We start from the raw sequence: 20,992 nt of genomic DNA on the forward strand, positions 1-20,992 counted from the left end.
TCATGGCTAATGTAAATCAGTCACAATCCAACATTCCTTTGCTAGGAGTAGGCACGTTTCGTTTAAAAGACGATGAAGCCTATAACAGTGTGACAATGGCACTTGAAGTAGGTTTTCGTCATATCGATACGGCGCAAATTTACGGCAACGAAGAAGCGGTAGGCCGTGCTATTAAAGACGCTATTACAAACAATGTTGTGGCTCGAAAAGACCTTTACGTTACTACCAAGGTATGGAACGACAAGCTAAATAAAACACGCTTTGTTGATAGTGTTAAAGAGAGTTTGGAAAATCTTCAGCTGTCGTACGTTGACCTACTACTGATCCATTGGCCGGCACCGGAAAACGGCGAAAGCATGGAAGAGTACCTAGGTGAATTACTGCGCGTTAAAGAGCTGGGGCTGACAAAAGAAATTGGTATTTCTAACTTCACCGTGGCGCAAATTGAAGAAGCGGTGAGTATGTTAGGTGAGGGCGTGATCGCCACGAATCAGGTAGAGGTGCACCCTTATCTCACGAATGAAAAAGTGCGTGGAGCGTGCGAGAAATATGGCATCACAGTTACAGGGTATATGCCTTTTGCTGTTGGTAAAGTTTTAAAAGATGAGACCATCACCGCTATTGCAGATAAGCATGGCGTAAGCACTGCTGAAGTGGTTATAGCTTGGGAGCTTGCACATGATTTAGTGACTATCCCATCGTCCACTAAGCGCAAAAACCTAGAAACCAATTTCAAAGGGCTTGAACTGACGTTAGATGCAGACGATATCGCAAAAATTGACGCGTTAGATTGTGGCGATCGCCAAGCTAACCCCGATTTTTCACCTGCGTGGGATTAATCGGGAAAATTATCTTGTTAAGGAGTTTTTATGCAAGCAAACGTGTGGCAATTTGCACAAGCCGGTGCAGCACTGGTACAAAACATACGGGAGTTTTCTGAGCCGGAAGCAGGGCGTATGGTTGTGCGTAACTATGCTATCGGTATTAACCCTGTAGATTGGAAGTTTATCGATGAAAATCCGCGCGAATGGGAAACAGGGCACATTCCCGGTGTAGACGGTGCGGGTGTCGTTGTATCAGTAGGTGAGGGCGTTGATAACAGCCTCTTAGGTAAGCGGGTGGCTTATCATCATAGCTTAGGTGAAAACGGAAGCTTTGCCGATTATAGCGAAGTGTACGCAAGTCGAGTCATGGTCGTGCCAGAAAGTGTTGATTTTGCATTGGCTGCCGCGTTGCCATGTCCGATGCTTACTGCCTGGCAAGCATTTAGTAAAGTGCCGGTAAGAAAAGGGGCTGACGTCCTAGTTAGCGGCATGGGTGCAGTTAACAAATTACTCGCTCAAATACTTTCTCAGGCTGGGTTTAATGTGCATGTTATCTCAGGTAGCTTTACCCAAGAGCAAGCGGACGAGATGGTAGTGAAAGCCATCCATCGCGGCAAACCTAAAGGGAAAACATTTTATGCGCTTTTCGACGCGAATGGCCCAGACTACGCGGCATCACTTGTTCCGCTTCTTGAGGCTAATGGTCACGTGGTGAGCATTCTCGGTCGTATTGAAACGCCTGTTGATGCGGCCTTCACGCGCACGATTTCTTATCACGAGATAGCCCTTGGCGCGCTGCATGATTATGGCGATTTACCGCAATGGCAGCGGCTAGTAAAAGATGGCGAGGCTCTACTTGAGCAAGTTGCTGCGCAGACTTTGGTTGTTGAAATTCCAAACCTGTTTGAATTTGATAATTTGAACAAGGCGCTGCAATTTTCAAAAGACGATAAGCGAAAAGCGGTGGTTACGGTGTCATAACGCTAAAATGATTAACCCTACTACTTTATCTTTGCCAATATACAGAGTCTAGTCCGCTCAGATTAAGGTTTCGACGATACCGCCGGAGCCTTTAAACGATGTCAAATCTATGTATGATTTCTATGTTCTGACATCAAGCGACACCGTACTCAGTTTGTCAAAAGCGGGTTTGTCAAAAGCGAGTTTGTCAAAAGCGAGCGGGTGAAAGGTAACCTAGTTAAAGACATAGTGGACCCCGTCGAGTTGCTTTGCAAACTCATGGTAGTGGTCAAGTCATTTTGGCCACTACTATTTTAGCTGTTTCAGTAACGCTTCCCTGGAGCTTCCAGCGTTTTCTTTTGGGTTACACTTGGGCTACCGAAAGTGATTTTGATTTGAAAAATCGATTGTCGTTATGATAGCGAGCCAAGGGATTTTCCTGAATACTGCTTTAACTCGTCTGTGCGACCTTCTTTAATTTTGTTCGCCCAACTTGGATCTTGAAGCAAGGCTCTACCAACAGCCACTAGATCAAATTCCCCTGTATCAAGGCGCTCTAATAAATCGTCCACTGAACGAGTGCTTGAATCTTGCCCTTTAAATGCACCAAAGAAATCGTCATTTAAGCCTACTGAGCCAACGGTGATTGTTGGTTTTCCAGTAATTTTCTTAGTCCACCCAGCTAAATTTAATTCACTGCCGTCAAACTCATTCTCCCAATACCGGCGCTGAGAACAATGAAATATATCAACACCAGCTTCGCTAAGTGGCTGTAAAAACTGCTCTAGTTCTTGAGGCGATTGTGCAAGTCGAGCGGTGTAGTCCTGCTGTTTCCATTGAGAGTATCGAAGCACAATGGGAAAGTCTTTTGAAGTTGCAGCGCGAATAGCTTTGATAATCTCAACAGCAAAACGGCCTCGATTTTCCATGCTGCCACCCCAACTATCGGTGCGTTGATTAGTGCCTTCCCAGAAAAACTGGTCAACTAAATACCCATGAGCCCCATGAATTTCAACACCGTCCATACCAATCCGTTGAGCGTCAGCTGCGGCTTCAGCGAACGCTTCAATCACAGATTCGATATGCGCTACGGTCATTGGTTCTGCACCTTGCTTACCCGGTTTAAACAAACCAGAAGGCCCGGCACTTGGCAGCTCGGGGAAAGGCGCATTTTCTGCAACACGAGCCATACCTACATGCCATATTTGTGGCATTATTTTGCCGCCAGCATTGTGAACTTCATCTACGACTTGTTTCCAGCCTGCAAGGGCATCTTCGCCGTGAAAACGTGGGATTGTTGCGCCCATCGTAGCTACTTTATCGTTTACGGTTGTGCCCTCAGTAATAATAAGTCCGGTTCCGCCCTCGGCACGTCGTCGATAATATCCAGCAACATCGCTTGTTGGTATGCCATCCGGTGAGAACTGTCTCGTCATTGGTGCCATTACGATACGGTTGGTGAGTGACAAACCTTTATTTTTAAAAGGCGAAAATAGTGTGTTATCTGACATTAGGCATTTCTTATGTTGGGTGATTAAGACTTTGAAAATAGTAACCTGAGGGATAACTAAGTCAATTTTCTATTAGTGATAGTAATTTATAAATCATCGCTGCGAATACCAATGTAAACTTTCAGTATCATTTTCAAGTATTGATTTAGATACACTTTATTAATATTGCGAAAGATAATCACAGTGAGGAAATAATGATACTAATAAGGACTATGGCTTTAGTCGGGCTTTTATGTAGCAGTGCATTTTTTAATGTAGCAACAGCGAAGCCGATCAAAGTAGCAGAGCTAAAAGGAACGCAGATCACTGGAGTAACAGTCAGTAACGATGGACGATTGTTCGTCAATGCACCCAATTGGCGCGATGGTGTGGATTTTAGCGTCGCTGAGATTTCGAAGAGCGGGGAAGTTAGTGAATATCCAAACGCCCTAGCAAATCGCTGTACTAGCGATAGTCTTGTAAAAGAAGACTACTTTCTTGCTGTACAGTCGGTGGTCGCCCATAAAGATAAACTGTATGTGCTTGATACCAGAAACCCGAAATTCCAAGGTGTAGTCGATGCCCCGCGCGTGTTTGTTGTCGATTTACGTACTGACAAAATAGAGCGAGTATTGACGCTCTCAAAAAATGCTTATCATCCGGATTCTTATATTAATGATCTTCGCGTTGATGATAAGACACATCGAATTTATATGACTGACTCGGGACATGCAGGGCTGGTTGTTTATAATCTAAACGACGACTCGAGTTACAGAATACTTAATAACCATCCATTTACCAAAGCAGAAGTGGAAACCTTATCGATTAAAGGTAAGCCATTTAATATGCAGGTGCAATCAGATGGTATCGCCCTTGATAGGTTGAATGACACACTTTATTTTCACGCGTTATCGGGTTATTCACTGTATGCACTAGATACAGCGGATATTAGTAATGACACTAGCGCTGATATCGCCGAGAAAGTTCGTACTGTAGCGCAAACTGGTGCACCCGACGGCATGCTATACCATAACGGCAATCTCTATTTAGCTGATTTAGAGAAGCAACAAGTTCAGTATTTAACACCAAGCCAGTCGCTAGAAACGTTAGTGGAAGGTAGCACTGTTAATTGGGCTGATACTTTTAGTCTTTACGATAACACGCTGTACTACACTAATAGCAAAATTCAAGACGCTGGTGATGATGTGAGTAATATGTCGTTTGAAATTTATAAGGTACCTTTACCTGCAAAAGAATGATCTTATAAACATTAAGCGTCGTCGCAACCTTAAATTTCGATGGCGTTTACGTTTTCAGATTTCAAATGCTAGTAGATTAAAGAGACTTATAACTCGAGGAAGGCGTGATGAGACTGAAGAGTGTCTACCGCACGCAAACTTACATTACAGCGGGACTTTTATTTTCAACGGCTTTTTTGCTACGCAGCAGCAGGGCAGTATCTCGTCGTCATCAATAAAGGCGAGAGGGTCGGTGGTGTATTCCACTTCACCTTCGAGGAGCTTGGTTCTACACGCACCACAAAAGCCTTCTCTGCAATGATAGTGGATATTGATACCAGCAGCTTCAATAGCGCTTAATAGGGTTTTATCGGTAGGGGCGTTAATTTGCCCCACATCAACAATGTCGATGCGGAGCATCTCGTTACTACTATTCATTAAACTGCGTAATTACAGTTCAAAGTCAGCAAAGTCTTCTTCACTTACCGCTGAGTCAATTTGACCAACAAGGTATGAGCTAATCTCAGACTCTTGAGGAGCTACCTGTACGTTGTCTGAATTAAGATAGTTATTCATCCAAGGCAGTGGGTTGCTGCTAACGTCAAACGGTGCGTCGAAACCAATGGCAGTCATACGCTGATTAGCAATGTACTCTACATAAGAACACAATATTTCCTTATTCAGGCCGATCATAGAACCGTTCTGGAATAAGTAATCTGCCCATTCTTTTTCTTGCTCAACGGCGTTCATAAAGATAGCGCGAGCTTCGTCTTTACATTCTTCTGCAATTTGCGCCATTTCAGGGTCGTCTTTACCCTTCGCCCACAAATTTAATACGTGTTGCGTTGAAGACAAGTGAAGGTTTTCGTCGCGAGCAATAAGACGGATAATTTTTGAATTACCTTCCATCAGCTTGCGTTCAGCAAATGCGAACGTACATGCAAAAGAGACATAAAAACGAATTGCTTCAAGGGCATTCACAGAGTTCATGCAAAGGTATAGCTTTTTCTTAAGCTCGTACATATTGATTGTGTGTGCAACACCGTCAACCGTATGCACGCCTTCGCCTTGGGTTTGCCAAAGCTGGGTTGCAAAAATCAAATCGTCGTAGTATTTAGAAATATCAGCGGCACGGCGCTTTATTTCATCGTTTACCACGATGTCGTCAAAGATTTCACTTGGATCAGAAAACAAGTTACGCAATATGTGCGTGTAAGAGCGCGAGTGAATAGTCTCGTAAAAAGACCACGTCTCTACCCAGGTTTCTAATTCAGGCAGTGAAATGATTGGCAAGAACGCAATGTTAGGGCTTCTGCCTTGTACCGAATCAAGTAATGTTTGGTACTTAAGGTTAGAAATGAAAATGTGCTTCTCTGGCTCGGTTAATTTTTGAAAATCAACGCGATCTCGAGTGACATCAACTTCTTCAGGGCGCCAGAAAAAACTTATCTGTTTTTCAATAAGCTTTTCGAAAATGGCATGCTTCTGCTGGTCGTAGCGTGCAACGTTTACGGGGTTGCCGAAAAACATTGGCTCTAGCAACGGATTTGTACTTTGTTGATTAAACGTAGTGTATTTCATGATGACCTAACTAAAAACTTAATGATAAACGCGTATTTTTATTTGTGTTCTTGCTGCTATCTATTACCTTGCGGCGCACCGCAAGGGCACGTGCAGTATCTAAATACTTAGATTTTGCACGCACCGCCGGCACAATCATCATCTTCTTCTATTACAACTTCTTCTTGACGAGGAAGTGGCTCACTAGCTTTTGTATCTAGTGCTGAAGTGTCTGACGCGCCGTCGCGAGTATTATGATAATACAATGTTTTCACGCCAAGCTTGTATGTTGTTAACAGGTCTTTAAGCAACAGCTTCATTGGAACCTTGTTACCATCAAAACGGCTTGGGTCGTAGTTTGTATTTGCTGAAATTGTCTGGTCGATAAACTTCTGCATAATACCAACTAATTGTAGATAGCCATCGTTAGATGGAATATCCCATAATAATTCGTATTGATTTCTTAGAGTCTCATACTCTGGAACAACTTGTTTTAAAACACCGTCTTTACTGGACTTGATACTGATAAATCCACGAGGTGGCTCAATACCATTGGTCGCATTTGAGATTTGTGACGATGTTTCTGATGGCATCAACGCCGACAGTGTCGAGTTGCGCAATCCGTGTGTTTTTACATCTTCACGAAGAGCGTCCCAGTCGTATTGCAGAGGCTCATTGCATACCTTGTCCAAGTCACGCTTGTAACTATCAATAGGCATTATACCTTGCGAGTAGGTAGTCTCATTAAACTTCGGACAGGCGCCTTTTTCTTTAGCGAGATTGTTCGATGCCTTAAGCAAATAATACTGCATTGCTTCGAACGTGCGGTGAACAAGACCGTTCGCACTGCCGTCAGAGTATTTAACGTTATTCTTCGCCAAGTAGTAAGCAAAGTTAATTACACCAACACCCAAGGTTCTGCGACCCATAGTGGCGTTAAACGCCGCTGGCACTGGGTAGTCTTGGTAGTCTAATAAGTTGTCGAGTGCACGAACCGCTAAGTCTGCTAGCTCTTCAAATTCGTCTAATGACTTAATAGCCCCTAAATTAAATGCAGACAGTGTACACAACGCAATCTCGCCTTCTTCATCATTTACGTGCTGAAGCGGCTTAGTTGGAAGCGCAATTTCTAGACAAAGGTTACTTTGACGTACCGGCGCTACTTCAGGGTTGAATGGGCTGTGAGTATTACAGTGATCCACATTTTGAAGATAAATACGGCCAGTACTTGCACGCTCTTGCATAAACAAGCTGAACAATTCCATGGCTTTGATTTGTTTCTTGCGAATGCTGTCGTCATTTTCGTATTTAACGTACAGCTCTTCAAACTTATCTTGATCGGCGAAGAAGGCATCGTACAAACCAGGCACATCAGAAGGGCTGAACAATGAAATGTAGCCATCTTTCATCATGCGCTGATACATAAGCTTGTTAAACTGCACACCGTAGTCGAGGTGGCGAACGCGGTTCTCTTCAACACCACGGTTGTTTTTAAGTACTAAAAGCGATTCAACTTCCATATGCCATAGTGGATAGAACAAAGTTGCTGCACCGCCGCGAACACCGCCTTGTGAACAACTTTTAACTGCCGTTTGGAAGTACTTGTAGAAAGGAATGCATCCAGTGTGGAATGCTTCACCACCGCGAATTGGGCTACCTAGAGCACGAATACGCCCAGCATTCACTCCAATACCGGCACGTTGGCTCACATACTTAACAATTGCGCTTGCAGTTGCATTGATTGAATCTAGGCTATCGCCTGCTTCAATTAAAACGCATGAGCTAAACTGACGGGTAGGGGTTCTAACACCAGACATGATTGGCGTTGGTAATGAAAGTTTAAACGTAGACGCAGCGTCGTAGAAGCGTCGGATGTAATCCATACGAGTCGCTTTGTCATAATTCGCGAATAAACAGGCGGCAACTAAGATATAAAGAAACTGTGCGCTTTCGTAGATTTCACCCGTAACACGGTTTTGAACAAGGTATTTCCCCTCGAGCTGTTTAACCGCGGCGTAGCTGAAGTTCATGTCGCGCCAATGGTCGATATACGTTTCCATTTCCGCGAACTCTTCAGCAGAGTAGTCTTCAAGAAGATGGCTATCGTATTTGCCCATTTCAACCATTTGCTTAACTTGGTCGATAAGCGCTGGCGGCTCAAACTGTCCGTAGGCTTTTTTGCGAAGATGGAAAATAGCTAGGCGTGCAGCAAGGTATTGATAATCAGGCGCATCGGTAGAGATCAGATCTGCCGCAGACTTGATCAATGTTTCGTGGATCTCGCTGGTGTTAATGCCGTCAAAGAACTGTATTTGCGCTTTAATTTCAACTTGCGAAACAGAAACGTTACTAAGTCCTTTTGCCGCCCACGTTACTACTTTATGGATTTTTTCTAAATCAATAGACTCTTTTTCACCATTTCTTTTGGTGACAAATAAATTATCATTCATGTTACTTGGCCGTTTTTCTGTTAGCGCATAAAGCGTGGGTTTAACACCCATTTTAGTTTTAATTCGTGTTGTGTTTCTAAGGTGTCTCGTTGTCACTTTTAGCGTGTCTGCACATAGCGTTAACCGCTGCTAGTGTGATGCTGTTTTTGCACTTATGCTGACATCATTAAACACACTAAAGCCGTCTGAACTGAAATACACGAGTAGAGACTGCTTAAAATTTTCTGCTTTTGTTGTGTCCAGTGAAAGCGTCGCGTAGAACTTGTTACGTGACGTCTGAGCTTTGATCCTGAAAAATTACTGCCGGATCGCGCTGCGGACAGAACACAAGATAGTGAGGTTTTCGCTGTAATGCAACCCAATATCTGGTGGTATTTCCATCACTCAATCTGGCATAGTTTTTACGTTAGTGGAGACTAACTTTTTAGCGTTCTACAAGCGTTAATCAAACCAAATGCAAGCACTTTTGAGAAAAATGATCGAACGCTAAATTAATTTAATATTAAAAACGCTTTTTTATAAAAACACGATATATGGTGTATGAAATATCATCATGCCCCTACATATAGTGTTAACTTAATCTGGTACTACTGTATATAGTAGGTAATTAACATCCACATTATCAGCAGAAAGATAAAAGCCTTGTGTGATCGGATCCATATGAAGGCCTGTCATGTCTCGGGGAAGTAAACCCGCATTGTCAGTCATCGACATGAGCTCAGAAGGCTTCAAGAACTTGCTGTGATCGTGAGTACCTTTAGGAACCAATTTAAGGACATATTCAGCACCGACGATCCCCATCAAATATGACTTTATATTTCGATTAAGCGTAGAAAAGAACACATGCCCTCCAGGCTTAGCTAGCGCAGCGCATGCAGAAACTACAGAGGCTGGATCTGGAACGTGTTCTAGCATCTCCATGCAGGTGACTACATCAAACTTGCCAGCGTTATCAGCGGCAAAGTCCTCAGCAGTTGAGCAAACGTAGTTAACTTTGGCCCCTGATTCCAGGCCGTGAAGCTTTGCCACTTCTAGGGAAGCTTGGGCCATGTCCAAGCCTGTGACTGCAGCACCGGCTTTGGCCATTGACTCAGCGAGTATTCCACCACCGCAACCTATATCGATCACGGTTTTACCAAAGAGGCCTTGTGCATTTTGATTGATAAAGTCCAGACGAAGAGGGTTTATGAGGTGAAGGGGCTTAAACTCTCCCTCAGGGTCCCACCACCTTGAGGCGAGTTGGGAAAATTTATCAATTTCTTGTGGGTCTACATTTGTTACGGCTTTGTTTGTCATAGACAGGTGAATCCTTCAATAGCGTATAAATAAGATAACGCAAAATACCGAGTAGGAGTTACATTTTCCCCTATTTTTGTCCATTATACAGGGTCTAAAACTGCCGTCTGCACGAAAAATAAACGCTTACCTTATATTGCTCCAATAAGCGTAATTAAGCGCTACATAAATCTGTCATCAAGTGGTACACTCGTGAGACGATTATGAACCCACATAATAACAATAGTGCGCACCAAGACATTGCTTTGAGGTTACTTAAAAGCAGGTCAAAACGGATAACGCAGAACAAATCAAGAAAAAGGGATTAAGCAGTTTATGTCTGATAACGCTAAAGAAATTCTCCCCGTTAATATTGAGGAAGAGTTAAAAAACTCCTACCTCGATTACGCGATGAGCGTTATTGTCGGGCGAGCATTGCCTGATGTAAGAGATGGCTTGAAGCCAGTTCACCGCCGAGTGCTGTTCGCGATGAACGAACTAAAAAACGACTTCAACAAGCCATATAAAAAATCTGCCCGTGTGGTAGGCGATGTAATTGGTAAATATCACCCACATGGTGATTCCGCTGTGTACGACACTATCGTTCGTATGGCGCAACCTTTTTCATTGCGATATATGCTGGTAGACGGACAAGGTAACTTTGGTTCTGTCGATGGCGATTCTGCGGCCGCAATGCGTTACACCGAAGTGCGCATGGCAAAAATTGCCCACGAGTTGTTAGCTGACCTAGATAAAGAAACCGTTAACTTTGTTCCGAACTATGACGGTACTGAATTTATTCCTGAAGTGTTACCAACGAAGGTGCCTAACCTTCTAGTTAATGGTTCGTCGGGTATTGCCGTGGGTATGGCCACTAATATTCCGCCGCACAACCTAACTGAAGTTATCAATGGTTGTGTTGCGCTTATCGAAAATCCCGATTTGTCTATCGACGAATTGATGACTCATATACCGGGTCCTGATTTCCCAACTGCTGCAACCATCAGCGGCCGCAAGGGAATTGAAGACGCTTACCGAACTGGCCGCGGTAAAATTTACCTGCGCGCAAAAGCTGACATTGAAACTGACAGCAACGGTAAAGAAACAATTATCGTTAACGAAATACCGTATCAAGTTAACAAAGCTCGCCTTATCGAAAAGATGGCCGAGTTAGTTAAAGAAAAGCGTATTGAAGGTATTTCAGCATTGCGTGATGAGTCTGACAAAGACGGTATGCGCATTGTTATCGAGGTTAAACGCAACGAATCAGCCGAAGTATTGTTAAACCACCTATATGCAAATACGCAGTTACAAACTGTATTTGGTATAAATATGGTAGCGTTGGACAATACTCAGCCTAAGATATTTAACCTTAAAGAAACGCTAGAAGCATTTATTCTTCACCGCAGAGAAGTGGTTACACGTCGTACGGTGTTTGAATTACGCAAAGCACGAGATCGTGCGCACATCCTTGAAGGCCTAGCAATTGCGCTTGCCAACATCGACCCAATTATTGAGTTGATTAAGGCATCGAACAGCCCAGCTGACGCGAAAAAAGGATTGGTTGCACAAGGCTGGCAGCTAGGCGACGTGTCGCAAATGCTAGAACGTGCTGGCGACGACGCTGCGCGACCAGATTGGCTAATGCCAGAGTTTGGTATTCGCGAAGGAAAATACTTCCTTACCGAGCAGCAGGCACAAGCTATTCTAGACCTTCGCTTGCATAAGCTAACAGGCCTTGAACACGAAAAGATTTTAGAAGAATACAAGCAGCTATTAGAGATCATTGCTGAATTACTTCACATATTAAACAGCCCAGAGCGTTTGATGGAAGTTATTCAAGAAGAACTTGAAAAAGTACGTGAAGAATACGGTGATGAACGCCGTACAGAAATCACTGCTGCAAGCCACGACATAGACATTGAAGACCTGATCGAGAGAGAAGAAGTGGTTGTAACCCTTTCTCGCGAAGGCTACGTGAAATACCAGAAGCTGACAGACTACGAGGCGCAACGACGTGGCGGCCGTGGTAAATCAGCGACGAAGATGAAAGACGAAGACATTATTGAAAAACTGCTTGTGGCGAATACCCACGACCATATTCTTTGTTTCTCAACTCGCGGAAGACTGTATTGGTTGAAAGTGTATCAACTGCCGTTCGCCAGTCGTAATGCCCGTGGTCGTCCAATAGTCAATATTTTACCGTTGGAAGAAAACGAACGTATTACTGCAATCTTACCTATCAAAGAGTTTGTTGAAGGCAAGTATGTCCTTATGGCAACGGCTAACGGTACGGTGAAGAAGACTGACTTAAGTCTTTATTCTCGCCCTCGTGCAAACGGTATTATTGCTGTTAACCTTAATGAAGGCGACGAACTGATTGGTGTTGATATTACCCACGGTGATGACGACATTATGTTGTTCTCTGACGCTGGTAAAGTGGTTCGCTTTAACGAAAAGCTTCGCGATAGCGAAACCGGTGAAGTGAAACGCGACCCTGAAACTGGGGAAGAGCTTCTTGCCCTTCGTCCAATGGGTAGAACAGCAACCGGTGTTCGTGGAATTCGTTTGCAAGATGATCAGAAAGTGGTTTCACTTATTGTTCCTAAAGGCGATGGTCCTATACTAACGGCCACCGTAAACGGTTTCGGTAAGCGTACGCCGCTAGAAGATTATCCAGCGAAGAGCCGAGCAACCCAGGGGGTTGTTTCTATAAAGGTTTCAGATCGTAACGGAAAAGTTGTTGGTGCCGTGCAAGTAGACGAAACTAACGAAATGATGTTGATCAGTGATCAAGGTACATTGGTACGTACACGAGTAAGCGAAGTCTCAGTAGTGGGACGTAACACTCAAGGTGTTCGCTTGATGCGTACTGTGGAAGGTGAACATGTGGTTGGCTTACAACGTATTGAAGAAGTTGTAGAGTTACCTGATCTTGATGAAGAAGGTAATCCTATTACTCCTGAAGCGTTACCTGAGCAAGAAGAAAACGTCGCACAAGACGACGACAGCTCAACGACAGAAGACTAGGGGTAGTGCAAGTTACTTAAAAAGTAACTAGTTACCGGCTACAGACAATTCTTTGTAGTTGGTATGCATTATCATTGTTCTTACAAACAAGCGGCTTATGCCGCTTGTTTGCCAATTGGCGTTCTAATTGGCATCCCAATTGGCAACTAGTATACAGGTGTTGAAAAACGCGATGAATGAGGTATTTAACTTTAGTGCTGGCCCAGCAATGCTTCCTAAGGAAGTGATGCAGAAAGCCCAAGGCGAATTTACAAACTGGCGTGACTTACAATGCTCTGTCATGGAAGTAAGTCATCGAGGCAAAGATTTTATTGAGATAGCCGCAAAGGCCGAGCAGGATCTGCGTGATCTTTTATCTATTCCTTCAAACTATCACGTTCTGTTCACCCATGGTGGTGGTCGTGGTCAGTTTGCTGCAGTGCCTCTGAATATTTCTAAGAGTGAGGATACCAGTCTTCACCTTGTCAGTGGTTCTTGGTCTAAGGGAGCTGTAGCAGAGGCGAACAAGTATAACAACGCAGTGGTTATTGGCGAAGTAACGGATAAAGATGGAATGCATTTTGTTGCTCAGCCTTCACTTGCCAATATTGACCAATCGGCTGCGTATTATCACTTTTGCCCGAATGAAACTGTCGATGGTATTGCTTTTGATTGGCTACCTGAATCAGGCGATGTGCCCTTAGTGTCAGACATGTCTTCAACAATATTGTCGCAACCGCTAGATGTGGCTAAGCACGGTATTATTTACGCTGGAGCGCAAAAGAACATTGGCCCAAGTGGTTTGTCAGTGGTTATTGTTCGTGAAGACTTAGTGGGTTATGCCCGTAAGGAAACACCTTCTATCTTCGATTATGCTCTAGCAGCTAAAGCTGACTCTATGTACAACACGCCGCCAACCTTCTCATGGTATTTAGCGGGGTTGGTATTTGAGTGGTTGAAAGACATGGGCGGCGTAGATGCAATGGCGAAACGCAATGCCGAAAAAGCCTCGTTACTATATTCAGCTATTGATAGTTCTGATTTCTATTCAAGTAAAGTGCATCCACACAATCGCTCAAAAATGAACGTGCCGTTTCATCTTGCAAATACTGACTTAGACGGGTTGTTTTTAAAGCAGTCTCAAGAAGCAGGGTTGCTAGCGCTTAAAGGTCATCGTTCTGTTGGCGGCATGCGCGCGAGTATTTACAACGCTATGTCTGTTGAAGGCGTGTTAGCCCTTGTAGAGTTTATGCGTGAATTCGAACGAGTGAATGGATAAGAAAGGAATAGACAACAAGATGGAACAGTTAACATTAGAACCGATTGCAAAAGTATCGGGAGAGGTCAATGTACCTGGTTCGAAAAGCCTGTCAAATAGGGCTCTGCTGCTTGCGGCGCTAGCAGAGGGCGATACTGAACTGACCAACCTGCTTGATAGTGATGATATTTCTCACATGCTTACGGCATTGACGCAACTTGGCGTGAGCTACACGTTAAGTGAAGATAAAACCCAATGTGTAGTAAGGGGTAAAGGCGGTGCTTTTGATGTTGCAGCGTCCCAAGAGTTATTTTTAGGCAATGCAGGAACGGCAATGCGCCCTTTGTGTGCTGCATTAGCAGTAAGTAAAGTAGATACAATCCTTACCGGTGAGCCTCGTATGGAAGAGCGACCTATCGCTGACTTAGTCGATGGGTTACGAGAGGCCGGTGCCGATATTACTTATCTAAAGAACGACGGCTTTCCGCCGCTTCATATCAAAGGTAAAACATTAGCCGGCGGTGAAATGTCGGTAGATGGCAGTGTGTCTAGTCAGTTTCTTACCGCGCTATTGATGGCTGCTCCCTTGTTTAGCGACGATGTCACTATTCGAATTAAAGGCGAGCTGGTTTCTAAGCCATACATCGATATTACGCTGGACACTATGGCTAAGTTCGGCGTGCATGTGAGCAACAACAACTATCAAACGTTTACAATATCGGGTGACGCAAAATACGTGTCTCCAGGTAAGTTTATGGTTGAGGGCGATGCATCATCTGCTTCGTACTTTCTTGCAGCCGGCGCTATTAAAGGCGGCACGGTACGCGTAACCGGAATTGGCCAAAATAGCATTCAAGGTGATATCCGCTTTGCTGATGTTCTCGAGGCTATGGGGGCGACTGTTACTTGGCATGATGAATATGTGGAAGTCACTGGGGCACCTCTTAAAGGTATATCGATGGATATGAATCATATTCCCGATGCTGCCATGACGATTGCGACCACGGCACTTTTTGCCGAGGGTCCAACTACCATGACAAATATTTATAACTGGCGAGTTAAAGAAACCGACAGGCTTCACGCAATGGCCACCGAACTAAAGAAAGTAGGTGCTGAGGTAGAAGAAGGGCACGATTACATTAAAGTATGGCCCACTGATGGTTTGAAACATGCAGAGATAGACACGTACAACGATCATAGAATTGCCATGTGCTTTTCCCTTGTCGCATTAAGTGACACGCCGGTAACCATCAACGATCCAGGGTGCACTCGTAAGACGTTCCCAGACTACTTTACTCGGTTTAAAACGCTTTTCTCTGAAAAAGCGTAGACGCTAAGGCCAGTAATCGGGCAGTACTTAGAGCGATTTCACAACATCAATAACTTGATACATATCAACGTTGGCGATTAACTGCGCGGCGTGCAAGTACTGTCGCCATTGCTAATCTCGTGTTAAAGCGTATAATTGCGCGCGATTTTTAGCAATTTTAAAAATATGGAGCAGGTATGCATTCCACACCCGTAGTCACGGTCGACGGCCCAAGTGGTGCTGGTAAAGGTACACTAAGTAGCTTATTAGCCAAAAAGTTAGAGTGGCATTTTCTAGATAGCGGTGCAATTTATCGCGTTCTAGCCGTTGCTGCACTTCACCACGACCTCCCGTGTGATGATGAAGAATGCGTTGTTCCCCTTGCAACAGGGCTCGACGTTAGTTTCGAGACGAGCCAAGATGCGACCCGCATTATTTTGGAAGGCGAAGATGTTACTGATGACATCCGCACTGAAGAAGTGGGCGCTGTAGCGTCAAAGATTGCTGCATTGCCAAGAGTGCGCGAAGCGTTACTTCGTAGGCAGCGCGCTTTTCAGCAATCGCCAGGCCTCGTTGCTGACGGTCGCGATATGGGCACAGTGGTGTTCCCTGATGCACAGGTAAAGATATTTCTTACAGCAAGCGCTGAAGCGCGCGCAGAGCGACGTTATAGCCAGTTGAAAGCAAAGGGCATGGATGTTAATATTGCGCGCCTTTTAACCGATATCAAGGCGAGAGACGAGCGCGATACACAGCGCACGGTTGCACCTTTGGTACCGGCAGAAGATGCTGTAATTATAGATTCGACAGACTTGGATATAGACCAAGTCTTTGAAAAAGCGATGGATATTATTTCCTCACGACGTTAATCGCGTGGGGCAAAATACGTTCAGAGCAGAGCTGCTACAGGAAGTGGCGGCGATTTTTTAATAACCCCGCGTTATCCGGATTAGAAGCGTGGATATCAACTTAAAAGTTATCTGAGACTTATGACTGAAAATTTTGCACAACTTTTTGAAGAAAGCTTACAAGAACTAGAAACACGTCCTGGTTCAATTGTAAAAGGTACTGTTGTTTCTATCGACAAAGACATCGTTCTTGTTGATGCGGGCTTGAAATCAGAAAGTGCTATCCCAGCAGACCAATTTAAAAATGCTGAAGGCGAATTAGAAATCGCTATCGGTGACGAAGTAGATGTTGCACTAGATGCAGTAGAAGATGGTTTCGGTGAAACTATTCTTTCTCGCGAAAAAGCGAAGCGTCACGAAGCATGGGTTGAGCTGGAAAAAGCTTACGATGATAAAGTTACTATTAAGGGCGTTATCAACGGTAAAGTTAAAGGCGGTTTCACTGTTGAAGTAAACAGTGTACGCGCGTTCCTTCCAGGTTCATTGGTTGATGTGCGTCCAGTACGTGACACAACTCACCTTGAAGGCAAAGAGCTTGAATTTAAAGTTATCAAGCTTGATGCAAAACGCAACAACGTTGTTGTTTCTCGTCGTGCAGTTATCGAAGCAGAAAGCAGCGCAGAGCGCGAGACTCTTCTTGCTAACCTTGAAGAAGGCCACGAAATCAAAGGTATCGTTAAGAACCTTACTGATTACGGTGCGTTCGTTGACCTTGGTGGCGTAGACGGTCTTCTACACATTACAGATATGGCTTGGAAGCGCGTTAAGCACCCAAGTGAAATCGTAAATGTTGGCGATGAAATCAACGTTAAAGTTCTTAAGTTCGACAAAGAGAAGCAGCGTGTTTCTCTTGGTATGAAGCAAATGGGCAACGATCCATGGCAAGAAATTGCTTCACGTTACCCTGAAGGAACTAAGATCAACGGTCAGGTTACTAACCTAACTGACTACGGCTGTTTCGTAGAAATCGAAGACGGCGTTGAAGGTCTTGTTCACGTTTCTGAAATGGATTGGACTAACAAAAACATCCACCCATCTAAGGTTGTTAACCTTGGTGACACAGTAGATGTTATGGTTCTTGAAATTGACGAAGAGCGTCGTCGTATTTCTCTAGGTCTTAAGCAATGTATTGCTAATCCTTGGGAAACGTTTGCTGAATCGCACGAAAAAGGCGACAAAGTATCTGGTAAGATCAAGTCAATCACTGACTTCGGTATCTTCATCGGTCTTGACGGCGGCATCGACGGTCTAGTTCACCTTTCTGACATTAGCTGGAACAAGTCTGGTGAAGACGCAGTTCGTGACTATAAGAAAGGCGACGAAATCTCTGCTGTTGTTCTTCAGGTTGACCCAGAGCGTGAGCGTATCTCTCTAGGCGTTAAGCAAATTGAAGAAGACCCGTTCAACAAGTATCTGACAGATAACAAGAAAGGTGCTATCGTTGTTGGTACAGTAACTGAAGTTGAAGCTAAAGGCGTTACTGTAAACCTAGCTGAAGAAGTTGACGGTTATATCCGCGTTGCAGATATTGCTGTTGAGCGTGTAGAAGACGCAACTGAAGTAGCGAAAGTTGGTGATAGCATTGAAGCGAAATTTATGGGCGTTGACCGTAAGAACCGCACTGTTAACCTATCTGTAAGAGCGAAAGATCAGGCTGACGAAAAAGAAGCTATCGAGAAGGTTAATCAGCAAGATGATGCTGGTTTTGCTAGCGCGATGGCAGAAGCATTTAAAGCTGCTAAAGGCGAGTAATGTTTTTGTGGGTGTGCTTAGGCGCACCCAATTCGCGATAGCTGTTTAAACAATAATAGTGACAACGAGGTTAAGTATGACCAAGTCTGAATTAATTGAACGGCTCGCGGATCAAGCGCGTCAGGTTCCAGCGAAAGAACTAGAACTGGCTATCAAAGAGCTTCTCGAACAGATGGCACAAACCCTTCAAAAGGGCGAGCGTATAGAAATTCGAGGTTTTGGCAGTTTCTCACTGCACTATCGCGCACCACGCGTAGGTAGAAACCCTAAAACGGGCGAAACAGTAAAGCTAGACGGTAAATATGTACCGCACTTTAAGCCAGGAAAAGAACTTCGCGAACGAGTTGATGCCTCAATAGCATAAATTATGAAAGCCGCTTTTTTAGCGGCTTTTTTGTGCCTGCTTTTCTAATTCTCTATAACATTCCGTTAAAATCTCATAATTAATGCGTATATTCTGTTATACGTAGGACTTGCCGCTAATAACTATTGACCCTTACTTAAAGACAGTTATATATTATTGCTATAAGAATAAACGGTTTTAATTGAAGTAATGTCAGCCGGCGAAGAACAAGCAATAATAAAACAATACCAGCCGCTAATTCGTGCACTGATCCCCTATGAACAGCAAAATCGTTTGTTAGAGGGAATTAATAAGTTTTCCAAACGCTTGCCAAGTGCTGTTCGAAAAGTGGTAAAGGAGGAAGTCGTTAGGCTTACCTCTCTTACAGACGCGCCCGCTGATAACTCCGCCTTTGCCCATTTTCCGGTAATGAAGTTTAAACACTTCGGCATTCAAATGCGCTTAGATAAAGTGGGGGCAAAGATCCTCAAAAGTGAAACCTCGCTTTATCAAGATAGATACACCGTCGGCGTCTTTGAATCGGTAATGAACTCCGATTTCTATCAGAACCAGATTAAGAAAGACCAGTTTAAAAAAATCGTGGATGCTTTCAATATTGAGAGTCAGTCTTTTACTGACATCGATTTTGGTGACGACATCGCAATAAGACCTAATTTTACCGTAAGCTCTCCAGAATTTGAAAAGGGAAGGCACTGTAGTGTGAGTGCTTTTTCTCACCTTGGTATGGTGGTAGAAACAAAGCGACCCCCGAACGTAACCACAGGCGACACCATAACGTTTACGTTGCCTGAAGTAGCTGGCTTAACCAAAGAACCCACAGACATCGCGTTTAACCTTCAAGCAGTAAAATATAATAAACATCTTGGGAAATATGAGTCGTTCTTTGTGTTTCCCGATGATATCGAGCCTGATTTTTTAACTAACCTAAGACGCTATGTGGAGGTCACCGCTTATCGACAGCCTTTGCAAAGGGATTTAGAGATAGAGCGCGCCATGCAAGAATTAGAGCGCGATAGAATTTTGGAAAATAGCCCTTGGCTACCCGTTTACTTATCTGCTCATAAAAAGTCGCTAAAGCCAACAATAGCGCTTTTTACAAAAGCCAATGTTGAGCACAACAAAGCTGAAAAGTTACTGAGCAGCTTACAAGATAAACCGTTTTTTGATGCCCTTGCTAAGGAGCTATTGAAATACAATGAAGCGTTTGTCTTTCACGGTACAATAAAAACCAAAAATGCCACGGTAAAAATCACAGCTACCCATAGGCAACTGGTTGAAATGGGCCAGTTAAATGCGCTGGTTTACTTGTTGGCGAAGAACAATGATTTCATATGCAGTCATTGCCGCCTTGATGTTGTGACGCGGACAGATAAGCAGAAAGCCTTCGCCATACATGATATTGCTAGCAAAGAATTTGAACAGCTCTCTAACATTTCTCATGTCCTCTATTGTAAAGATGTCTCTGGCTATATTGGCAATTTAACCTTAAGTGCGAAATGCAGTTTCAAACCACTATCAAGCGATCTTAAAGCCAGCGGTGACAATTGGCATATTGATTATGTGATGGAAGAGGATTTAGACAGACGTAACGAAACACGTTATGTGATTGATAAAGCAGCCTCAATTAAAATAGGACTGCTATCGTCTTTAGAGGCACGAGTTGCCGATTTGTCTGCCAGCGGAATGCGGCTTATTGTTGCGCCAAACAGCGAATTACAAAAAGAAATTCGGGTTTCTGTGCCAGACCTTAAAATCAAAAATGAGAAATATAAGGTTGTATATTTTGAGCCTGCCTCTGGCGTTATCAGGCTATGTTTGTCAGAAGCCGGTCGAAAAACCAAGGTTAGCGCCAATGTAGACAATATTGTAGAAGAAAATACGGCGTATTTTAAAGTAAGGGACATTGCTCGTATTCAGCGTTTGACCCATCGATTTATATGGGAGTTGGCGGTAAGGCATATGCCTTCTCTAGCAGTGCTGTGTGTAATGAATCGCTTTACGTTAGACAGGCTCAAAACCGTGTATCAAAGCGATAACTCGGATGATTTATTTCCTTTTTCTCGTACCCAAAATATTATTCCTTTACACGGTTTCTTTGCTGATAAAGGGCAGGCCAAGCCTAAATCTTTAATTCTAGAGGCAATGTTTAAAGAGTCTATACAGCAGCATTTGGTCGTACACTGCGTTCGCAAAAGTGACAACAGACTTGTTTTTATTAGAGAGCGAGACTTTTTGTACTCCAAACTTCGCACCCAAATTAAAGAGCAGTTGGATGAAGGAAAAATTCAGCTGAGCTCTACTGACGTAACGGCAATTCGCTGTCACGGCGCTATCACGCCGTTAACCAAAAAACGGTTGGCACAATTATCAAAACTCGATAAAGCGATGTACGATAAATTAGAGACGATGCAAGCAGGGTACACCCACTGTATTTTTATTACTAATATGTCGGCACTGCATCACGATCTCGTTATCGATAACCTAATTGCAAAACGGGAGTCGAAAGAGCCTGATTCTGTTCCCGCTTAATCGATAAACCGCGCTGCTATCTGCATTGGGTAATGCTTTTTTGTGTTATCTTTTTTCCCATTTTGC

The 20,992-nt window shown here is 43.8% G+C and carries 15 protein-coding genes; 10 read left to right on the plus strand and 5 right to left on the minus strand.

Annotated elements, in window-relative coordinates:
- Nucleotides 1-2: 2 nt before the first annotated feature.
- Together dkgB and AC27HD_RS01850 are read left to right on the plus strand one after the other, a co-directional pair.
- A complete protein-coding gene (gene dkgB, locus AC27HD_RS01845) occupies nucleotides 3-839 on the plus strand; it encodes a 2,5-didehydrogluconate reductase DkgB (RefSeq protein WP_487103418.1) in 837 nt (278 codons plus the stop codon).
- 30 nt (nucleotides 840-869) lie between these two features.
- Nucleotides 870-1,805, plus strand: coding sequence for an alcohol dehydrogenase catalytic domain-containing protein (locus AC27HD_RS01850; protein ID WP_487103420.1), 936 nt, complete (start codon nucleotides 870-872; stop codon nucleotides 1,803-1,805).
- Between the two features lie 392 nt (nucleotides 1,806-2,197).
- Here AC27HD_RS01850 and AC27HD_RS01855 read toward each other — a convergent pair whose 3' ends face one another.
- On the minus strand, nucleotides 2,198-3,295 hold the full coding sequence (locus AC27HD_RS01855; protein WP_487103422.1) for an NADH:flavin oxidoreductase: 1,098 nt from the start codon (nucleotides 3,293-3,295) through the stop codon (nucleotides 2,198-2,200).
- Between the two features lie 194 nt (nucleotides 3,296-3,489).
- Between AC27HD_RS01855 and AC27HD_RS01860 the strand changes: the two genes are divergently transcribed.
- A complete protein-coding gene (locus AC27HD_RS01860; RefSeq protein WP_487103424.1) occupies nucleotides 3,490-4,533 on the plus strand; it encodes an L-dopachrome tautomerase-related protein in 1,044 nt (347 codons plus the stop codon).
- A 144-nt stretch (nucleotides 4,534-4,677) separates the two neighbouring features.
- Here AC27HD_RS01860 and yfaE read toward each other — a convergent pair whose 3' ends face one another.
- The 4 genes from yfaE to ubiG all read right to left on the minus strand — a co-directional run bounded on the left by yfaE (nucleotide 4,678) and on the right by ubiG (nucleotide 9,818).
- The gene (gene yfaE, locus AC27HD_RS01865; RefSeq protein ID WP_487103426.1) at nucleotides 4,678-4,950 is read right to left on the minus strand and encodes a class I ribonucleotide reductase maintenance protein YfaE; all 273 of its coding nucleotides are present in this window, start codon (nucleotides 4,948-4,950) and stop codon (nucleotides 4,678-4,680) included.
- A gap of 12 nt (nucleotides 4,951-4,962) precedes the next feature.
- Nucleotides 4,963-6,093, minus strand: a complete 1,131-nt coding sequence (gene nrdB / locus AC27HD_RS01870; RefSeq protein WP_032096437.1) for a class Ia ribonucleoside-diphosphate reductase subunit beta — start codon at nucleotides 6,091-6,093, stop codon at nucleotides 4,963-4,965.
- Between the two features lie 107 nt (nucleotides 6,094-6,200).
- Entirely contained in the window at nucleotides 6,201-8,522 is a 2,322-nt protein-coding gene (nrdA, locus tag AC27HD_RS01875; protein ID WP_032096436.1) for a class 1a ribonucleoside-diphosphate reductase subunit alpha, read from the minus strand.
- Between the two features lie 576 nt (nucleotides 8,523-9,098).
- The gene (ubiG, locus tag AC27HD_RS01880) at nucleotides 9,099-9,818 is read right to left on the minus strand and encodes a bifunctional 2-polyprenyl-6-hydroxyphenol methylase/3-demethylubiquinol 3-O-methyltransferase UbiG (protein WP_487103429.1); all 720 of its coding nucleotides are present in this window, start codon (nucleotides 9,816-9,818) and stop codon (nucleotides 9,099-9,101) included.
- A gap of 315 nt (nucleotides 9,819-10,133) precedes the next feature.
- Between ubiG and gyrA the strand changes: the two genes are divergently transcribed.
- From gyrA to AC27HD_RS01915, 7 genes are all read left to right on the plus strand, one after another.
- Nucleotides 10,134-12,827 carry a DNA topoisomerase (ATP-hydrolyzing) subunit A gene (gene gyrA, locus AC27HD_RS01885; RefSeq protein ID WP_487103431.1) on the plus strand — a complete coding sequence of 898 codons (2,694 nt, stop codon included), beginning with the start codon at nucleotides 10,134-10,136 and terminating at the stop codon, nucleotides 12,825-12,827.
- Nucleotides 12,828-12,999: 172 nt separating this feature from the next.
- On the plus strand, nucleotides 13,000-14,085 hold the full coding sequence (gene serC, locus AC27HD_RS01890; protein ID WP_487103433.1) for a 3-phosphoserine/phosphohydroxythreonine transaminase: 1,086 nt from the start codon (nucleotides 13,000-13,002) through the stop codon (nucleotides 14,083-14,085).
- Between the two features lie 19 nt (nucleotides 14,086-14,104).
- Nucleotides 14,105-15,394, plus strand: a complete 1,290-nt coding sequence (aroA, locus tag AC27HD_RS01895; protein ID WP_487103435.1) for a 3-phosphoshikimate 1-carboxyvinyltransferase — start codon at nucleotides 14,105-14,107, stop codon at nucleotides 15,392-15,394.
- A 176-nt stretch (nucleotides 15,395-15,570) separates the two neighbouring features.
- A complete protein-coding gene (gene cmk, locus AC27HD_RS01900) occupies nucleotides 15,571-16,242 on the plus strand; it encodes a (d)CMP kinase (protein ID WP_032096431.1) in 672 nt (223 codons plus the stop codon).
- Between the two features lie 120 nt (nucleotides 16,243-16,362).
- The gene (gene rpsA / locus AC27HD_RS01905) at nucleotides 16,363-18,033 is read left to right on the plus strand and encodes a 30S ribosomal protein S1 (protein WP_032096430.1); all 1,671 of its coding nucleotides are present in this window, start codon (nucleotides 16,363-16,365) and stop codon (nucleotides 18,031-18,033) included.
- 76 nt (nucleotides 18,034-18,109) lie between these two features.
- The gene (gene ihfB, locus AC27HD_RS01910; protein ID WP_032096429.1) at nucleotides 18,110-18,397 is read left to right on the plus strand and encodes an integration host factor subunit beta; all 288 of its coding nucleotides are present in this window, start codon (nucleotides 18,110-18,112) and stop codon (nucleotides 18,395-18,397) included.
- Nucleotides 18,398-18,586: 189 nt separating this feature from the next.
- Nucleotides 18,587-20,926 (plus strand): PilZ domain-containing protein, encoded by a 2,340-nt coding sequence (locus tag AC27HD_RS01915; protein WP_487103438.1) that lies wholly within the window; start codon nucleotides 18,587-18,589, stop codon nucleotides 20,924-20,926.
- Nucleotides 20,927-20,992: the final 66 nt, after the last annotated feature.

This window comes from Alteromonas sp. 4NS20-0143 (genome assembly GCF_057542855.1).

Coding starts and splice junctions, on each gene's coding strand:
- dkgB (WP_487103418.1), top strand. CDS start 3: ATGGCTAATGTAAATCAGTCACAATCCAACATTCCTTTGCTAGGAGTA.
- AC27HD_RS01850 (WP_487103420.1), top strand. CDS start 870: ATGCAAGCAAACGTGTGGCAATTTGCACAAGCCGGTGCAGCACTGGTA.
- AC27HD_RS01855 (WP_487103422.1), bottom strand. CDS start 3,295: ATGTCAGATAACACACTATTTTCGCCTTTTAAAAATAAAGGTTTGTCA.
- AC27HD_RS01860 (WP_487103424.1), top strand. CDS start 3,490: ATGATACTAATAAGGACTATGGCTTTAGTCGGGCTTTTATGTAGCAGT.
- yfaE (WP_487103426.1), bottom strand. CDS start 4,950: ATGAATAGTAGTAACGAGATGCTCCGCATCGACATTGTTGATGTGGGG.
- nrdB (WP_032096437.1), bottom strand. CDS start 6,093: ATGAAATACACTACGTTTAATCAACAAAGTACAAATCCGTTGCTAGAG.
- nrdA (WP_032096436.1), bottom strand. CDS start 8,522: ATGAATGATAATTTATTTGTCACCAAAAGAAATGGTGAAAAAGAGTCT.
- ubiG (WP_487103429.1), bottom strand. CDS start 9,818: ATGACAAACAAAGCCGTAACAAATGTAGACCCACAAGAAATTGATAAA.
- gyrA (WP_487103431.1), top strand. CDS start 10,134: ATGTCTGATAACGCTAAAGAAATTCTCCCCGTTAATATTGAGGAAGAG.
- serC (WP_487103433.1), top strand. CDS start 13,000: ATGAATGAGGTATTTAACTTTAGTGCTGGCCCAGCAATGCTTCCTAAG.
- aroA (WP_487103435.1), top strand. CDS start 14,105: ATGGAACAGTTAACATTAGAACCGATTGCAAAAGTATCGGGAGAGGTC.
- cmk (WP_032096431.1), top strand. CDS start 15,571: ATGCATTCCACACCCGTAGTCACGGTCGACGGCCCAAGTGGTGCTGGT.
- rpsA (WP_032096430.1), top strand. CDS start 16,363: ATGACTGAAAATTTTGCACAACTTTTTGAAGAAAGCTTACAAGAACTA.
- ihfB (WP_032096429.1), top strand. CDS start 18,110: ATGACCAAGTCTGAATTAATTGAACGGCTCGCGGATCAAGCGCGTCAG.
- AC27HD_RS01915 (WP_487103438.1), top strand. CDS start 18,587: ATGTCAGCCGGCGAAGAACAAGCAATAATAAAACAATACCAGCCGCTA.